The organism is Halomonas sp. BDJS001, from assembly GCF_026104355.1.
GTDB lineage: Bacteria > Pseudomonadota > Gammaproteobacteria > Pseudomonadales > Halomonadaceae > Vreelandella.
In genome coordinates, this window is record NZ_CP110535.1 from 3,780,745 (window position 1) to 3,797,416 (window position 16,672).

General features: G+C 57.7%; 11 protein-coding genes. 7 read left to right on the plus strand and 4 right to left on the minus strand.

Going from position 1 to position 16,672, the window contains the following annotated elements:
- Nucleotides 1-4: 4 nt before the first annotated feature.
- Nucleotides 5-2,089 carry a tRNA(Met) cytidine acetyltransferase TmcA gene (locus OM794_RS17645; RefSeq protein WP_226250732.1) on the minus strand — a complete coding sequence of 695 codons (2,085 nt, stop codon included), beginning with the start codon at nt 2,087-2,089 and terminating at the stop codon, nt 5-7.
- Between the two features lie 439 nt (nt 2,090-2,528).
- Between OM794_RS17645 and dctP the strand changes: the two genes are divergently transcribed.
- From dctP to OM794_RS17665, 4 genes are all read left to right on the plus strand, one after another.
- Nucleotides 2,529-3,632 (plus strand): TRAP transporter substrate-binding protein DctP, encoded by a 1,104-nt coding sequence (dctP, locus tag OM794_RS17650; protein ID WP_226250705.1) that lies wholly within the window; start codon nt 2,529-2,531, stop codon nt 3,630-3,632.
- Nucleotides 3,633-3,699: 67 nt separating this feature from the next.
- Nucleotides 3,700-4,203, plus strand: coding sequence for a TRAP transporter small permease subunit (locus OM794_RS17655; RefSeq protein WP_226250706.1), 504 nt, complete (start codon nt 3,700-3,702; stop codon nt 4,201-4,203).
- Complete coding sequence (locus OM794_RS17660) at nt 4,200-5,534, plus strand: TRAP transporter large permease (protein ID WP_226250707.1); 1,335 nt, start codon at nt 4,200-4,202, stop codon at nt 5,532-5,534. The genes OM794_RS17655 and OM794_RS17660 overlap by 4 nt, the downstream gene beginning before the upstream one ends.
- 207 nt (nt 5,535-5,741) lie before the next feature.
- Nucleotides 5,742-7,427, plus strand: coding sequence for an ABC transporter permease (locus tag OM794_RS17665; protein WP_226250708.1), 1,686 nt, complete (start codon nt 5,742-5,744; stop codon nt 7,425-7,427).
- A 6-nt stretch (nt 7,428-7,433) separates the two neighbouring features.
- Here OM794_RS17665 and OM794_RS17670 read toward each other — a convergent pair whose 3' ends face one another.
- A complete protein-coding gene (locus tag OM794_RS17670; protein ID WP_226250709.1) occupies nt 7,434-8,537 on the minus strand; it encodes an ABC transporter ATP-binding protein in 1,104 nt (367 codons plus the stop codon).
- Between the two features lie 225 nt (nt 8,538-8,762).
- On the opposite strand from OM794_RS17670, the gene OM794_RS17675 reads away from it, so the two are divergent.
- Complete coding sequence (locus tag OM794_RS17675; RefSeq protein WP_226250710.1) at nt 8,763-9,788, plus strand: Fe(3+) ABC transporter substrate-binding protein; 1,026 nt, start codon at nt 8,763-8,765, stop codon at nt 9,786-9,788.
- A gap of 78 nt (nt 9,789-9,866) precedes the next feature.
- On the opposite strand, the gene polA is transcribed toward OM794_RS17675, so the two are convergent.
- Nucleotides 9,867-12,671, minus strand: coding sequence for a DNA polymerase I (gene polA / locus OM794_RS17680; protein WP_226250711.1), 2,805 nt, complete (start codon nt 12,669-12,671; stop codon nt 9,867-9,869).
- A 187-nt stretch (nt 12,672-12,858) separates the two neighbouring features.
- Between polA and OM794_RS17685 the strand changes: the two genes are divergently transcribed.
- Together OM794_RS17685 and speA are read left to right on the plus strand one after the other, a co-directional pair.
- Nucleotides 12,859-13,818 carry a homoserine kinase gene (locus tag OM794_RS17685; protein WP_226250712.1) on the plus strand — a complete coding sequence of 320 codons (960 nt, stop codon included), beginning with the start codon at nt 12,859-12,861 and terminating at the stop codon, nt 13,816-13,818.
- Nucleotides 13,815-15,731, plus strand: coding sequence for a biosynthetic arginine decarboxylase (speA, locus tag OM794_RS17690; RefSeq protein ID WP_226250713.1), 1,917 nt, complete (start codon nt 13,815-13,817; stop codon nt 15,729-15,731). Before OM794_RS17685 ends, speA begins: the two co-directional genes overlap by 4 nt.
- Before the next feature lie 164 nt (nt 15,732-15,895).
- On the opposite strand, the gene OM794_RS17695 is transcribed toward speA, so the two are convergent.
- A complete protein-coding gene (locus OM794_RS17695; RefSeq protein WP_035585610.1) occupies nt 15,896-16,561 on the minus strand; it encodes a fumarylacetoacetate hydrolase family protein in 666 nt (221 codons plus the stop codon).
- Between the last annotated feature and the right edge of the window lie 111 nt (nt 16,562-16,672).

The window sequence follows — 16,672 nt, forward strand, 5'->3', positions numbered from 1 at the left end:
CAGCCTACTTTACCTCAGTGAGGCTGTTGGCAGCGAGGCGTAGGGCTTTCAAGGCATCGCCGTGGGCATCCGCCAGGGAACTATTTTGAAACGCCCAGGCGGCTAACCGTTGATGCGCCTGCTGCTGGGGCTCGGTTAAAGTACAGCGGCAGGCTTCACGGGCCAAGGCTTGCAGCGCCGGGCGGGCAAGGACGGGGTCACGATGGGCCGTTGCTACGTCCTTAACATCCTGCCACTCACGGTCGTTTAGCGGAGTACTCGGCAGGTGGCCGAGCAGCAGTACCAGCACGGCCGCAGGCAACGCTTTAAGCTCAAAAGCGAGCAGACCCGGCAGTGCCGCCTGAAAGCGCTCACTAAGATCAGCCAGCACCGTCTCGCCTTCTGCATTCAGCGCTTTGGCCACCATAACAGCGAACTCACCGGTGGATGTCTCCCGGCTGATCCCCAGGCGTACCGGCCTAAAGCCCAACGCCAGCCAAAAGCTTAGCAGCGACGCCTCTGCCCCGAAGGTCGCGCCATAGAGCGCAACCCCCTGCTGCCTGGCGGCGTCCATATCCTCGTGCAGCAGCGCTTGCCCCAAGCCTTGGCGACGCCGCTCGGGGTGGGTCGCGATACGCACCACTCGCCGCCAGCGGGCTGTTAGCGCATCTCGACTGCCCGCGTGGGTCGCCAGCGACTGAGCCAGCAGATGCCCCTGTGGACGGCGTTCACCTCGGGCGACCTGCTCGGCAAGGGTGGCCTCAAAGCCGCCTTCTTCTCGGGTAACCAATACCGCTTGAGGCTCGCCCGCCTGCGCAATTAGGCGCAATTGAGTGCTGGGGCCGTCAAGCAGTTGGCGCAGGTCGTTGGGAGAAGTGCGGTAGTGGGACTGCACCAGCAGTCCAAACAGTTTCTCCAAGAGGGCATCCTGTTGGGCAAGCCAGGCGCGATCAATCACCTTGGTTGCCACAACGCTGCCATCCGCCTGAGCGCTGGGCAGCGGCGCTTTTAACAACAGCAGTTGATTGACCAGAGCTTCCAGGGGGTCGCCGCTGCGCCAGCGAATGGGCGAGTTAAGCGTTAGCGCTTTCCATTGAGGCGTCATACGGTCAAGGGTCACGCGAAAGCGCAAGGCAAACCCTCTTCCCGAGCCCTCATAGCCATGCACCGTGGTGGCAAAAGCAATACGTGGAAAGGCGGCGAGCCACTGCCCCAGCAGCGCTGCGGGAATCGCCGCTGCCTCATCGACCATTAGATAGCTGCCATCACCGCCCTGCTGCTGATCGTTAATCTGCTCGGTGAGCAGATCCGGGGGTAAAAAAACCAGCTCGCTGCCCTGGGCCAACACAAAGTGGCCTGGCGCAACGCGACGGCCGTCCGGGCAAAGTGTTGCTACCCGTTCAAACACGCTCGCAACCGCACTCAACCGTGGCGCGGTGAGCACTACTCGTTGGGCTTTATTGGTTAGCAACCGAGCGCAGGCTATACCCAGCGCCGCGCTTTTGCCGCGCCCACGATCCGCAGTGATGACCAGCGGGCGGCGGCGCTTTAAGCCAACCAGTTGCCGCACTGCGTAGGCCTGATCGGAGGTGAGGCAGTCGCTATCAGTTGCTGCTGTGTCGTCTACTCTGCGCGCAGGCAGGTGAGGCAGATGCAGCGACTGATCAAGGCCCCAGCGCACCACCTGAGACGAGGCCTGCAACTGACGCGCCAAGCGCGCTAAGTAGTGACAGCTCAGATCAGGCCAGCGCCAGGGATGATCGGCAAAACGCGCATAGTCCGGATCCGGCGTCGCTCCCCAAGGCTCTGAGGTGAGTAATACCAGTAAGCCACCGGCGGTGAGCGTTCCTGACAAGGCCCCCAACGCCTCAGGATCAAATCCGCTGCCGTGGGTATCGAGCACTACCAACTGATGCTCTGCGCCCAGTCGCGTGCGCGCCTTGCGAGGCGAAAGATGCCCATCTCCCACCCACAGCGGTGCATGCCAGGAGTGGGCTTGCCATAAAGCCTGTCCAAGCGTTCGGCACTGCTGGGCATCGCCGCTTAGCCACACTAGCTGGCGCCAGCGGCGGCGAGCTAAGCGCTGCGCATGATGAACAAGCGCTGCCATCCTTCGTGCTTGCTGTTTATTCTCTGGCACTTGGCTATTTAACAACTGACCTTCCTCTCCAGCACGACTGCTTCCCATTACGTTACCCATTTACGTCTGTCAGTGTGCCGCTGAGCGCCTGATTGTGAGCCTTATCCTTACAACTTTGGTTGCACAATTTAACCCCTTTCAACGTTTTCGACTTACTTAGCCCCTCTTTGTGGCGCTCAAAAAAATAGGTAACCACATGTTTTAATTAAGTTTGCAAAGAATACGTATAACCCCCCACAGGCGACATCTCTTACATTACTGATATTGCACCGCAGCGGGGTTGATGTGCTAATTTAGCTCTGAAGCGCTAAAACCCTTGTTTACGTAAACGTAACCTAGTAGCGCTGCACTTTCCTGACTCCAGGTAACCAACACTAATAACGCCACACGCCAAACCAGGAAATACATCATGAAAAAAATGACCAAATTCGCTCTCACCGGCCTCACTGCCGGCATTGCCTTCGCTGCCTTATCGACCACTGCCCAAGCCCAAGAACAGTGGACAATGACCACCACCTGGCCGGAAAACCTTGACCTGATCAAGATTGACCAGCACTGGGTGGAACTGGTCAATAAACTCGCCGGCGAAGAGCTGCAAATCAATTTCCGCGCAGGCGGCACGCTGATGCCCGGCACCGAAGTGTTTGACGCCACTGAAACGGGTAGCATTGAAGCTGCGGGCGACTGGCCTGGCTATTGGGCAGGCTTGAATCCCGCCTTCTCGCCACTGGCGACCACCACCAGCCTGTTTAATGGCGTTGACTACCTCAACTGGATTCAGCAGTGGGGCGGCCGCGAGCTCTACGAAGAGATCTATGGCCAGTTCAACATGGTTTATCTCCCCTACGGCATTACCAACAATGAGTCGGGCTTTATGGGCCGCACCCCGATTGAGAGCATCGCCGACCTTGAAGGCAAGCGGCTGCGCCTTTCCGGTCGCGACCAGGGTCGCGTGCTTGAAGAGCTGGGCGGCTCCCAGGTTACCCTGGCCGGCGGTGAAGTCTACCAAGCCATTGAGCGCGGCGTTATCGATGCGGGTGAGTTCTCCACCCCAGGCGTTGATTTTAACGCCGGTTTTGCCGAAGTAGCAGACTACTGGGCAACGCCAGGCTGGCACCAGTCCGCTAGCGTGTTTGGCGTGATGATCAATAAGGACGCCTGGGACGCGCTCTCCGAAGAGACCCAAGAGACCCTGCGTATTGCAGCGGACGCCACCATGGCGTGGTCGCTAGCCTGGTCTGAGCGACAGTCGACTGAAGCCACCCAGAAATTCATTGATGAGGGCGTCACTATCAACCAGTTCTCAGAAGAGGACTTGGCGCGCATTCAAGAAGTGACCAATGAGGTTATTCTGCGTGGCGCTTGTGAAGACCCTGACCACGCCAAGGTCTACCAATCGATGATTGCCTACCTTGAGCACTATGCAACCTGGCGCGATGTGTCCGCTCCCTACAACATGAGCCGGGTGATGGAAAATCTGCCCTCACTGGAAGAGATCGAAGCCTGCCTGTAAGGCGCTTCTGTGCCGCCTCGGTTTTTTTACCGGGGCGGTTTTTTTGTGCTGACCGCGGAGATCTTCCATGAATGCGATTGCCAAGGCGATCGATGCCATCAATGAAGCTTTCGGGCGCATCATCGCTCCATTGATTGCCATCATTACCCTGATTGTTCTGTTCGATATTGCGTCACGCTTTCTGTTTGGACGCCCCAGTGACTGGGCCTTTGACGTGACTAAAATGCTGTTTGGCGCCCACTTCATGCTGATGGCGGCCTATGGACTCAAACACCACGCCCACGTGGAAGTCGACGTGCTCAAGCGCCTGCTATCGCGCAGGAAGCAAGCCGTGCTTGACGTGCTTGGCTATCTCATTTTCTTTGTCCCCTTTATCTGGATGCTGATTACCCTGGGCTGGAAATTCTTTGAACGCTCCTGGAGTCGCGGGGAAACCACTTACGGCATGGTTTCCATTCCGGTCTACCCAATTAAAGCCGTGATTGTCGTCGCCGCCATTCTGATTCTGCTGCAGGCCATTGCCATTGTGCTGCGTGCCATCATGCAGCTTCGCGAGGAGACATCAGCATGAACTTAAGTCCTGAACTACTCACGCTGGTGATGTTTGGTGGCCTGATGGTAGGGCTGTTTATGGGCCACCCGCTGGCCTTTGTGCTCGGCGGCGTAGCGGTTGTTGGCGCCTTTCTGGGGCCCGGCGAACGCATACTCGGCACCCTGATCAACAATATTTTCGGTAACGCCATGGACAACTATGTGCTGGTGGCGATACCGCTGTTTATCCTCATGGCGCGATTCTTAAACGACTCCGGCGTTACCGAGAAGATGTTTGACGCCATGCGCTTGCTACTGGCGAACCTGCGCGGAGGACTGGCGCTTACCGTGGTGATTGTCTCGGTGCTCCTGGCTGCCACCACCGGTATTGTCGGTGCCTCGATTGCGGTGATGGGTATGATTGCCCTGGTGCCGATGCTCAAGTATGGCTACAACAAAGAGCTTAGCGCCGGTGTGATTATGGCCAGCGGCTGTCTGGGCATCTTGATTCCGCCCAGCATCATGCTCATTCTGATGGCCAGCTACTCACCGGTTTCCGTAGGTGCTTTGTTTGCGGGCGCACTGATTCCCGGCCTGCTGCTCGGCGTGATGTACGCCCTCTACGTACTGATCATCTGCTTTATCAAACCCAGCTACGGCCCCAGAGTGCCAGCTGAGGAGCGTGCAGAAGTCAGCACGAAGCAGCTGCTGATCATGCTGGCGAAGTACGTAGTGCCGCCAATGTCATTGATCCTGGGTGTACTGGGGGCGCTGTTTACCGGTATTGCCACGGCGACAGAGGCTTCAGCCATCGGCGTGTTTATTGCCTTTATTCTATTTTTGATTTTCGGCGACCGCAAAATCAGCACCTGCTTCTGGACAATGATCGAAGCGGGTAAAACCACCACCATGGTCATGCTGGTGCTGGTGGGGGCGACCGCCTTTACCGGCGTGTTCTCCCGTGGTGGTGGTATGACCGTGATCAGCGAATTAGTGCTGGCCATGCCCGGCGGCACTATAGGGGCGTTGATTCTTATGCTGTTCCTGGTGTTTATCCTGGGAATGTTCCTGGATTGGACCGGTATTGTGCTGCTGAGTTTCCCCATCATGCTGCCCATCGTCGAAACCATGGGCGTGGATATGCTCTGGTTTGTGGTGATGGTAGCGGTGGTACTGCAGACCTCCTTCCTAACCCCACCCTTTGGCTATGCGCTGTTCTACTTGAAAGGGGTGGCACCACCCGGGGTTGAAATCGTCGACCTGTACAAGGCAGTCGTACCCTTCGTCGCGCTGATTCTACTGGCGTGTACGCTGATGGCGTTCTTCCCCTGGCTGATCACCGGCCTGCCGAGCATGATGCTGGGTTACTAGGTCTTTTCCCCATCGGCTTAATGCTTCACTTCCCACCGTTAATAGCCCGCCTCGGCGGGCTTACTTTTGTACGGTCGGCGAGCCTACAAGGCTGCAGTCGTGCGGCGCCAGTGCTACTATTCACACCCGGTATTATTTCGCATCAAGCGCGCAGCGCTACTGTCCGGCTTCCCACTACTGCTTTCCGCCAATGCAAGGAGTGTTCGCGTGTTCAGATCCGGCTATCGCGGGCTATTTGCCTTCCCCTCTTCGCTTAGCCGTCGCGCCAATCCCTGGTCGATTGCCTTGATAGCGGTAGCATTCGTGGTGGCGTTGCCGGTGCTGGTGGTCTTCGCCCATATCGCGATGCCTACCGATGGCGTTTGGCAACACCTGGCCAGCACCGTACTGGGCCGCTATTTGAATAACACCTTCTGGCTTGTGGTGAGCGTAGGACTCGGCACACTTATCATCGGTACTGGGACAGCCTGGCTGGTGGTGATGTGCCGCTTTCCCGGCAAGTGGCTCTTCGAGTGGGCGCTACTGCTGCCGCTGGCAGTGCCCACCTACGTTATCGCCTACGCTTACACCGACTTTCTCCAGTTTGCCGGGCCGTTACAGAGCCTACTGCGCGAGACATTTGGCTGGGGGTATGGCGACTACTACTTTCCCAATATTCGCTCCCTGGGTGGCGCTGCAACGGTGATCACCCTAGTGCTCTACCCCTACGTTTACTTGCTGGCACGGGCCTCGTTTATAGAGCAGTCGGTCTGCGTGCTGGATGTAGGCCGTACCCTGGGCCGGGGCCCCTGGAAACTGTTTGCCAGCGTGGCCGTGCCGTTGGCACGCCCGGCGCTGGTGGGGGGCGTATCGCTGGTATTGATGGAGACCCTTAACGAGTTCGGCGCCGTTCAGTTCTTCGGTGTAGATACCTTTACCACCGGTATCTACCGCACCTGGTTTGGCATGGGCGAGCAGGTGGCGGCGGCGCAGTTGGCGGCGTGCCTGCTCACCTTCGTGATTGTATTAGTGCTGCTGGAGCGCTGGTCGCGGGGTAAGCGGCGCTATTTCCACACCACCAATCGCTACCAGCAGTTGCCCGAGTACGTATTGCACGGCTGGCGCGCTGCAGCAGCGACGCTGGCTTGTCTGGTGCCGGTGCTGGTCGGCTTTTTACTGCCCAGCGGCATTCTGCTCAATTTAGCCCAGCAGGGGGGCGATTCGCTGTGGGGCTCGCGCTTTATCGGCTACGCCTGGAACAGCCTGGGGCTGGCAACCGTGGCGGCGCTGATCGCCGTGGGCTTGGCGGTGGTGCTGAGTTACGGCGTACGCATGCACGATACGACGTTTGCGCGGGTGGCTTCCCGGGTCGCCTCCATGGGCTATGCAATTCCGGGCTCGGTGGTCGCGGTGGGTATTTTAATCCCGTTTGCCTGGTTGGATAACGTCCTTAATACCTGGCTGAATAATCACTATGGTTACATCGTTGGGCTGGTCTTCAGTGGGTCGGCGTTTATCTTGCTATACGCCTACGTAGTGCGCTTTTTAGCCGTTTCTTTCAACGCGGTGGAGGCCAGTCTGGGCAAAGTTACACCCAGTATGGATGCCGCTTCGCGCACTCTGGGCCAGACCGCGGGCGGCACGCTGCGCCATATTCACACACCGATGATGCGCAGCAGCCTACTGGCGGCGGGAATTTTAGTCTTCGTTGACGTTATGAAGGAGCTGCCCGCGACGATTATTCTGCGCCCCTTCAACTTCGACACCCTGGCCGTGCGGGCGCACAACCTGGCCTCTGACGAACGGCTGGCCGAAGCCTCCACCTCGTCGCTGGCCATTGTGGTGGTGGGCATTTTGCCGGTTATTCTACTGAGCATGGCCATGCGCCGCTCACGTCCTGGCGCTAACTCCTGATTAAGATTAAGCCGTGAGCGGGAACACAAAGACTTGTGAAAGATCGAGGTGAATATCCACCGGCTGGCCTTCTGCGGGTAGAAATACACCCGGTACGCGCGCGTGTAGGTGCGCCTCGAGGCCGTTTTCGCCATGGGCACACAGGTGTAGCAGGCTGGTACGCCCCAGCAGTTTCGCCATCACCACATGGCTATGGCCGTGCTCACCCGCAGGTAGATCTCGCTCGACGATTCGCAGCGCCTCGGGGCGGATCATGATTTGCGCATCGCTACCCTCCGCTAATCCCGGGGCAGGCACCCGCCCAACAGGCGTGTTCACAGCGCCATTATGCACTTTGCCCTGTAGCTCATTGACGTCGCCAAAAAAGGTCACCACAAAGGGGTCTTGAGGCGCGCAGTAAAGCTCGCGGGGGGTTCCTGTTTGTACGATCCGCCCATCGCGCATCAACGCGATGCGATCGGCCATAAACATGGCTTCTTCGGGGTCGTGGGTTACCAGCAGCGTCGCCGCACCGACCTTTTTGAGCACGTGGAGGGTATCATCGCGGATGCGGTCGCGTAGCCGCGCATCCAGGCTTGAGAACGGCTCATCCAACAGCATTAAACGCGGCGCTGGCGCCAGCGCCCGCGCCAGCGCCACTCGTTGCTGCTGCCCACCGGAGAGCATATGCGGGTAAACATCCATATACGCGGCCATACCCAGCTGTTCAAGCAACTGTGCTGCCCGCTCCCGACGTCCCCGAGCGGCTAGATGTTTAAGTCCAAAGGTGACGTTTTCCAACACGGTGAGGTGGGGGAAAAGCGCCGAATCCTGAAACGCCAATCCGACATTGCGTTTCTCCGGCGGCACATGGCGGTGGCCCTGCCCGGCTATATAGATATCTTCCAAGGAGACGCTGCCCTCTTGCAGCACTTCCAGACCCGCGGCGATTCGCAGCAGCGTTGTTTTACCGCACCCCGAGGGGCCCAGTAGGCACACCACCTCGCCTGGAGCAACGCTTAAATCCACGCCTTTTACTACCGTATGACCATCATAGGCATGCCGCACATTGTGCAGCGTTAACGCCGATGAGCCAGGCACCGCCGAGGTGACTTTCAGGGTTGCCGTCATAAATACCCCTCTACAGCTGGGCCAACCACACGACAAACGTCTAAACGCGGATTGGGTACATTTGAAAGTTGTTTGCATTCTATTTTTTATTGCCGAGTTATGCACGCATCTGATTTCCTCTACCAATGTTTTACTATTAGAGTCTTGACGCACAGCATACGAAACGCTTCAATAACAATGTTAATAATGCAACTTATTATCATTTAATAAATAAGGATGTACTAAATGAAAACCATACGCTTTGTTGCTCCGATGGCAGCGATGATGGTGGGTGCTACGTTTGCCGGTCAGGCTTTAGCAGACGAGCTCAACCTTTATTCTGCTCGTCACTACGACTCTGATGAGCGCCTATATGACGCTTTCACCGAAGAGACCGGCATCGAAGTCAACATCCTTGAAGGCGACTCAGACCAGTTGATCGAACGTATTCAACGCGAAGGCGTGGCGAGTCCGGCTGATGTCATGATGACCGTCGACGCAGGCCGACTATGGCGTGCGGAAGATGAAGGCATTTTCCAAAACGTCGAGTCTGACGTCCTTAACGAACGCCTGCCCGAATCCATGCGCCACCCAGATGGCCAATGGTTTGGCTTTAGTCAGCGCGCCCGGGTTATTTTCTACAACCGCGAAAACTTCGACCCAAGCCAGATCACAAGCTATGAAGACCTGGCCGATCCCCAGTTCGAAGGCAAGGTATGCATCCGCTCTTCCAACAACATTTACAACCAGTCACTGCTGGCCGCAATGATTGAGCACCATGGCGAAGAGGGTGCCGAAGAGTGGGCCCAGGGCGTTGTCAATAACATGGCGCGGGATCCGGAAGGCGGCGATACCGACCAGATTCTTGGCGTTGCCAGCGGCGAGTGTGACATCGCCGTGGCCAATCACTACTACTATGTTCGCCTGCTGAAATCTGACGACGACGCCGATCGCGAAGCCGCGCGTAAAGTGGGTCTTATCTTCCCCAATCAGGATGACCGCGGCACCCACGTCAACGTTGGCGGCGCCGGTGTCGTAGAAGGCGCACCTAACCGCGATAACGCCGTGCGCTTCCTTGAATACCTGGCCTCAGACACTGCCCAGGAAATCTTTGCCTCCGGCAACAACGAGTTCCCAGTGGTTGAAGGCATCAAGAAAGATCCGGTGCTCGAATCCTGGGGCAACTTCAAAACGGATGACGTGAATATCAGCGTGCTGGGGGAAAACAACCCAGAAGCAATCCGCATTTTTGATCGCGTCGGCTGGCGTTAAGCCCCTGCCCTAACCATAGTAGTTAGCCTAACCCCACAGCCACACCGGCTGCGGGGTTTTCGTTGAAGGGAGACGTGCCTAGTGCGCCTCATCCCAATTGGCGCCGCTCTCGGCTTCCACAATCAGCGGTACTTTCAGCTCTGCCGCGCCCTGCATGCGCTTTTGCACCTGCTCGATAAAGGCCTCGACCTGCTTCTCGGCGACTTCAAACACCAGTTCATCGTGCACCTGCATGACCATCAGCGCATCGAACTCGCCTTCCGCTAACCACGCATCCACATCGATCATCGCCTGCTTGATAATATCGGCGGCAGTGCCCTGCATCGGCGCGTTAATCGCGGTGCGCTCGGCGCCTTGGCGGCGGTTGCGGTTTTGCGACTGAATTTCCGGCAGATAAAGCCGCCGCCCTAATACAGTTTCGACAAAACCATCCTCCGCCGCTTGCGAGCGAATGCGCTCCATATAGCGGGCCACGCCAGGGTAGCGGTCAAAGTAGCGGTCGATGTAGGTTTGCGCCTGATTACGCTCGATATGCAGTTGGCGGGACAACCCCCAGGCACTCATGCCGTAGATCAAACCGAAGTTAATCGCTTTGGCGCTGCGGCGCTGATCACCCGACACCTTCTCAAGAGAGGTGCCAAAAACTTCCGCCGCGGTGGCGGTATGGATATCGCGCCCCTCGGCAAAGGCTTCCAGCAGGCCTTTATCCTCGGAAAGGTGCGCCATAATGCGCAGCTCGATCTGCGAGTAGTCGGCAGCGACGATGCGGTAGCCGGGCCGGGCAATAAACGCCTGACGAATTTTGCGCCCCTCTTCGGTACGAATGGGGATGTTCTGTAAGTTGGGATCCGACGACGACAGCCGCCCGGTGGCGGTAACCGCCTGGTGGTAGCTGGTATGCACCCGGCCGGTAGCTTTGTTAAGCAGCCGCGGCAGTTTGTCGGTGTAGGTGGACTTAAGCTTGGCCAGCCCACGATGCTGCATGATGACCTTGGGCAGAGGGTAATCCAGCGCCAGCTCCTCCAGCACGCCTTCTGCGGTAGAGGGCGCGCCTTTAGGCGTTTTCTTCAGCACCGGGATTTTCTGCTCTTCAAACAGAATTTGCCCCAACTGCTTGGGCGAACCCAGGTTAAATTCGCGCCCGGCCAGCTCAAACGCCTCACGCTCTAGTTCGCCAATGCGCTTTTCTAACTGCTGGCTCTGTTGATGCAGCAACTCAGCATCCACCGCCACCCCGTTGCGCTCAATGCGCGAGAGCACCTTGATCAGCGGCAGTTCGATATTATCCAGCACTTCTGCCAGGCGCCCTTCGCTTTCAACCTGAGGGCGCAGCGCTTGCTGCAGCCGCAGGGTGATATCGACATCTTCGCAGGCGTAAGGCGCCGCTTGCTCCAGGGCAATCTGGTTAAAGGTCAGTTGCTTGGCGCCTTTACCGGCAATCTCTTCGAAGGAGATGGTCTTCTCGCCCAGGTACTTAAGCGCCAGGGAATCCATATCGTGGCGGGTGGCGGTGGAGTTGAGCACATAGGAGGCCAGCATGGTGTCGGCAAACGGGCCCGCCACGGAAATCGCATAGTTGGCCAACACCGAAATATCGTACTTGAGGTTCTGACCAATCTTGGTTTTTTTAGGGTCTTCCAGCAGCGGTTTTAGCGCCGCCAGCACCGTTTTGCGGTCAAGCTGCTTAGGCGCATCCAGGTAGTCGTGGGCCAGGGGGATATAGGCGGCCTCCCCTGCTTCCAGCGCCAGGCCGACGCCGACGATTTCTGCATCCATATAGTTCAGGCTGGTGGTTTCCAGATCAAAACAGAAGCGTTCGGCGTTTTGTAGCCTATCCAGCCAGCGCTCAAAGTCTTTTTGCTCAAGAATGATCTGGTCTTGGCGGTCTGGTTTTGCAAGGGCAGGCTCTTCGCGAGGCACGCTTAAATTCTGCGCTTCGCTATCAACATCTTTAGCACTGGCGGGCGCCGGTTCGCCGCCTTTGACGTCATCCACGCCCTCGTCTTTGCCTTCCAGCAACTCGCCCAGCCACTGGCGGAACTCCATCTCTTTATACAGCTTGACCAGCGCCTCGCGATCCGGGTGGGCAATATCCAAATCATCCAAGCCCACCGGCAAATCGCAGTCGACTTTAATGGTAGCCAACTGATAGGAGAGGAACGCCTGCTCGCGATGCTCTTCAAGCTTCTTGGGCAGGGTTTTCGCGCCCCGGAAAGTGAGCGTTTTGACCCGTTCCAAATCGCCATAAATGGTCTCCAGGCCACCACCCATGCCTTGTAGCAGACCAATCGCGGTCTTTTCACCCACGCCGGGCACGCCGGGAATGTTATCGACCTTGTCCCCCATTAGGGCGAGAAAATCTATAATCAGCGCTGGTGGCAGGCCGAACTTCTCTTCTACCCCCGCCTCGTCCAGGGTTTCATCCTTCATGGTGTTGACCAACGTGATATGGGCATTGACCAACTGCGCCATGTCCTTATCGCCGGTGGAGATCACCGCGTCGCGCCCCGCCTGGGTGGCATGGTGGGCCAACGTCCCAATTACATCGTCCGCCTCCACGCCTTCAATACACAGCAGCGGCAGGCCCAATGCTTTGACGCAGGCGTGCAGCGGGGCAATTTGGCTGCGCAAGTCATCGGGCATGGGCGGACGGTGAGCTTTATAGTCGCTATACATCTCATCACGGAAGGTTTTACCCGGCGCGTCAAATACCACCGCCATGGGGCTGTCGGGGTAATCCTTGATCAACCGCTTGAGCATGTTCAACACGCCTTTCACCGCGCCCGTCGGCTGACCATTGGAGGTCGTTAGCGGCGGCAGCGCATGGAAGGCACGGTAAAGGTAGGAGGAGCCATCTACGAGGACGATCGGAGCGCGAGCCATAACCAAATTCCTAAAGAGAGTCGTAAAAAATAAGTGCTAAAAAGAGTTCCTCACATGATACCCGCTGCGCAGGCTGCCTGCAGAGGCAAACGCTCCTCTCTTTCACACTCTCTTTAACACAACAACGCTGCCAACTCAGCGACCAAGCCGCTACAATAATGGGCTTAGCAACCTGGGCGAGACTCTCATGGCTGTATTTACCCCGCTTAGCGACGCACAGGTCGCCGCGTTTTTAGAAAAATTTGATGTTGGCAGCTTCGTTTCCCTACAGGGGGTGGCGGGCGGCACCGAAAATTCGACCTTTTTTGTCACTACCGACCGCCGCCAGCTGGTGTTAACCCTGTTCGAACAGGGCGAGCAAGCCGAGCTGCCGTTCTTCGTTGAGCTGCTCGACTATTTAGACGAACACCGCCTGCCGGTGCCTGGCACCATTCACGACCGGGAAGGCATTGCGCTGCATAGCCTGGAGGGCAAACCGGCGCTGCTATTTCCACGCCTGCCTGGCCGTCATCCGGAAGCGCCCAATCTGGCCCAGTGCCAAGCCTTAGGCGATGCATTGGGTCGCCTGCACGTGGTGTCGAAGCGCTTCCCCGGCCATCGCCCGAACCCACGGGACCTGAACTGGCTGCAGGTGATGCACCACAAGGTGTTGAGCTACCTGAGCCCTGCAGATCAAACGCTGATGAAGGATGAAGTCGACGACTTCGAAAGTGCCTTTACGCAGCACGATGAGCTTCCCCAAGGCGCCCTTCACGGTGACCTGTTTCGCGACAACACCCTGTTTGAGGGTGATCAGCTTGGCGGTATTATCGACTTTTATAATGGCTGCACTGGCGACCTACTGTTTGATCTGGCGATCGTGATCAACGACTGGGCCTCTAACGACGATGGCACACTCCACCCTGAGCGCTACAATACCCTGTTGAGTGCCTACCAGGCACGCCGCCCATTAACCGCGGATGAACGGGAATTGTGGCCCACCATGCTGCGTATGACGGCGTTACGCTACTGGTTGTCACGCTTGTTGGTGGTCTATGTTGATCCACCTGCTCACGACTTGACGCCCCACGACCCCGAGCGTTTCCGTACCATTTTAAACGCGCGCATTGCCCAAGGTGCACTGCCGCTACCAGAGGTTTCTGCATGAGTGTGATGGCAACGACTAGCCCTGCCCTTCGCGCACGGCGCACCTGGAATATCGACCAATGGGGCAGCGGTTACTTCGACGTAGATGACCACGGCCAAGCCCTGGTACGCCCGCTGGGTAATGATGCAGAAGGTCCAGCGCTACCGTTGAGCGGTCTGGTGCGCCAACTGCAAGCAGCCGGGCTGCGCCTGCCGGTGCTGGTGCGCTTTAGCGATATTCTTCACGACCGGGTCGAGCAGCTGTGCGGTGCATTTGATGCCGCGATGAGCGATTGCGACTACCAGGGCGGCTACACCGCGGTTTACCCGATTAAAGTGAACCAGCAGCGGCGGGTGGTCGAAGAGATTCTGGCCACCGCCGAGCGCGGCAGTGGTCGCGTAGGACTGGAAGCGGGCAGCAAACCAGAACTGCTGGCGGTGTTGGCGCTTTCCGACGGTGGCTCCTCGCTGATTGTGTGTAACGGCTACAAAGACCGCGAATACGTGCGACTGGCGCTGCTGGGGGAAAAGCTCGGCCACAAGGTCTACTTGGTGGTCGAAAAGCTCTCCGAGCTGCAACTGATTTTGGAAGAGGCACGCGAGCTGGAGGTTACGCCCCGCATAGGCCTGCGCGCCCGCTTGGCCTCGGTGGGTAAAGGCAAATGGCAGAATACCGGCGGCGAAAAATCCAAGTTCGGTCTCACCGCCAGTCAGATACTTGAAGTCGTCGATACACTACGTCGCGAGGAGGCGCTGGAGAGTCTGCAACTGGTGCACTTCCACCTGGGCTCCCAGATCGCCAATATTCGCGACATTCAGCGCGGTCTGCGCGAGTGTGCGCGCTTTTATCAGAACCTGACGGAACTGGGTGCACCGATTGACACGGTGGACGTGGGCGGCGGTTTGGGTATCGACTACGAAGGCACGCGTTCACGCAGTTTCTGCTCGGCCAACTACTCGATGCGTGAGTACGCCCGTAACGTAGTGAGCGCCTTTGCCCAGCTATGCCAGGAGGCGAACCTCCCGCAGCCACACCTGATCAGCGAATCGGGCCGCGCACTCACCGCTCACCATGCGGTGTTGATCACCAATGTGATTGGCGAGGAGCGTATCGACGACACCCCACCGGAGCGGCATGCTCAAGAGGACACTCAGGTTGAGTTACTCTGGCGTGTGTTCGAGCAACTCGCCACCGCACAAGAGCCGCGCATGTTGGTAGAAGCGTGGCATGACCTGCTGCAAGCGGTGAGTGAGCTGCAGGAGCGTTTTGTAATGGGGTTGAGCGACATTACCGCCAGGGCCGAAGGCGAGCGGGTCTATATGGCCGCCTGCGCCCGGCTGCGCACCCAGCTCGATACCCGCAACCGCGCCCATCGCGAAATTATGGATGAACTCGCGGAGAAGCTCGCCGATAAACTGTTCGTCAACTTTTCCCTGTTCCAGTCGGTGCCTGACGTTTGGGGCATTGAACAGATCTTCCCGGTGCTGCCCCTTAGCGGGCTCGATCAGGCCCCCACTCGGCGGGCAGTGATACAGGATATTACCTGCGATTCTGATGGCCGCATCGACAGCTACGTCGACGGGCAGGGGGTGGAGAGCACTCTACCGCTGCCTGAGTGGGCTTCAGACGACGAGCGCTGGTTAGGCTTCTTCCTGGTGGGCGCCTATCAAGAGATCCTTGGCGATTTGCATAACCTGTTTGGCGATACCGACTCCGTCGACGCCGCGCTCAATGCCGATGGCGAATGGACGCTCTCCAACCCATTGGCAGGCGATTCGGTGGCCCAGGTGCTGGCCTACGTCAACTTCAATGCCAACGTGCTCAAGCAGAAGCTCACCGACCAGCTAGCCGCCAGCGGCTTCTCTGCCGATGAGCAGGCTCGCTTTGCTGCCAGTTTAAGCGAAGGGCTGGAAGGCTATACCTATCTTGAATGACCTGTCTTGAATGACCTGTCTTGAATAACCTATCTTGAATAACCTGTCGTAAACAGCCCAAAAAGCAACGCCACCCGTGGTTAACGGGTGGCGTTTCTATTGATAACGATAGCGAATGCTTGTGGCGGGCTATCGGCTTCACTGCTTGCGCATTAATGGGTTAGTTACTCGACGACGCTGGTCTCAATTTCCAAACCGCCGGTCAAGGTTAAGCGCAGTGATGAACCGCGAACCAGTTCCCCAACGCCAGAAGGCGTGCCGGTTAAGATCACATCGCCCGGTTCCAGGGTGAAGTGGCGGCTCATTTCAGCCACCAGCGTGGGAACCGCAAAGATCATATCGGAACCTTCGCCGTGCTGACGCTCTTCCCCATCAATTTCAAGGGTAAACGCCAGCGCATTCCAGTTGGGTACCCGGCTTAGCGGCAGAAACGACGAAAGCGGGCAGGCGCCATCAAACGCTTTGGCGATTTCCCAAGGGTGACCCTTCTCTTTTAGCTTGGTCTGTACATCACGCAGCGTTAAATCCATCGCCAACCCAATACCGACAATCGCGCGCTCGGCTTCATCCAGGGTGGCGTGGGTTAAGGTTTCGCCCACTAACAGCGCAAGCTCGACTTCATAATGCACGTCGCCGCGTGAAAACGGAGGATCCAACGGCTTGGTCAGATCCACAACGCTGGTCGACGGCTTAATGAACAGCAGCGGCTCAGTGGGAACCGGATTATCCAGCTCTTTCGCATGGTCGGCATAATTACGGCCGATGCAGACAACCTTGCCCAGCGGGTGGGGAAACTCCTGGCCATCGGTAAACTGTGGAACAAAACGCATGGCGGGTATTCTCCTTCTCATTATGCGTGCCGCATTCGCAACGACAGGCGCAACAGTTTACCCCACCTAGACTAAGGTTCCACAACCTTCAGCCATGAATTTGTTTCCCCA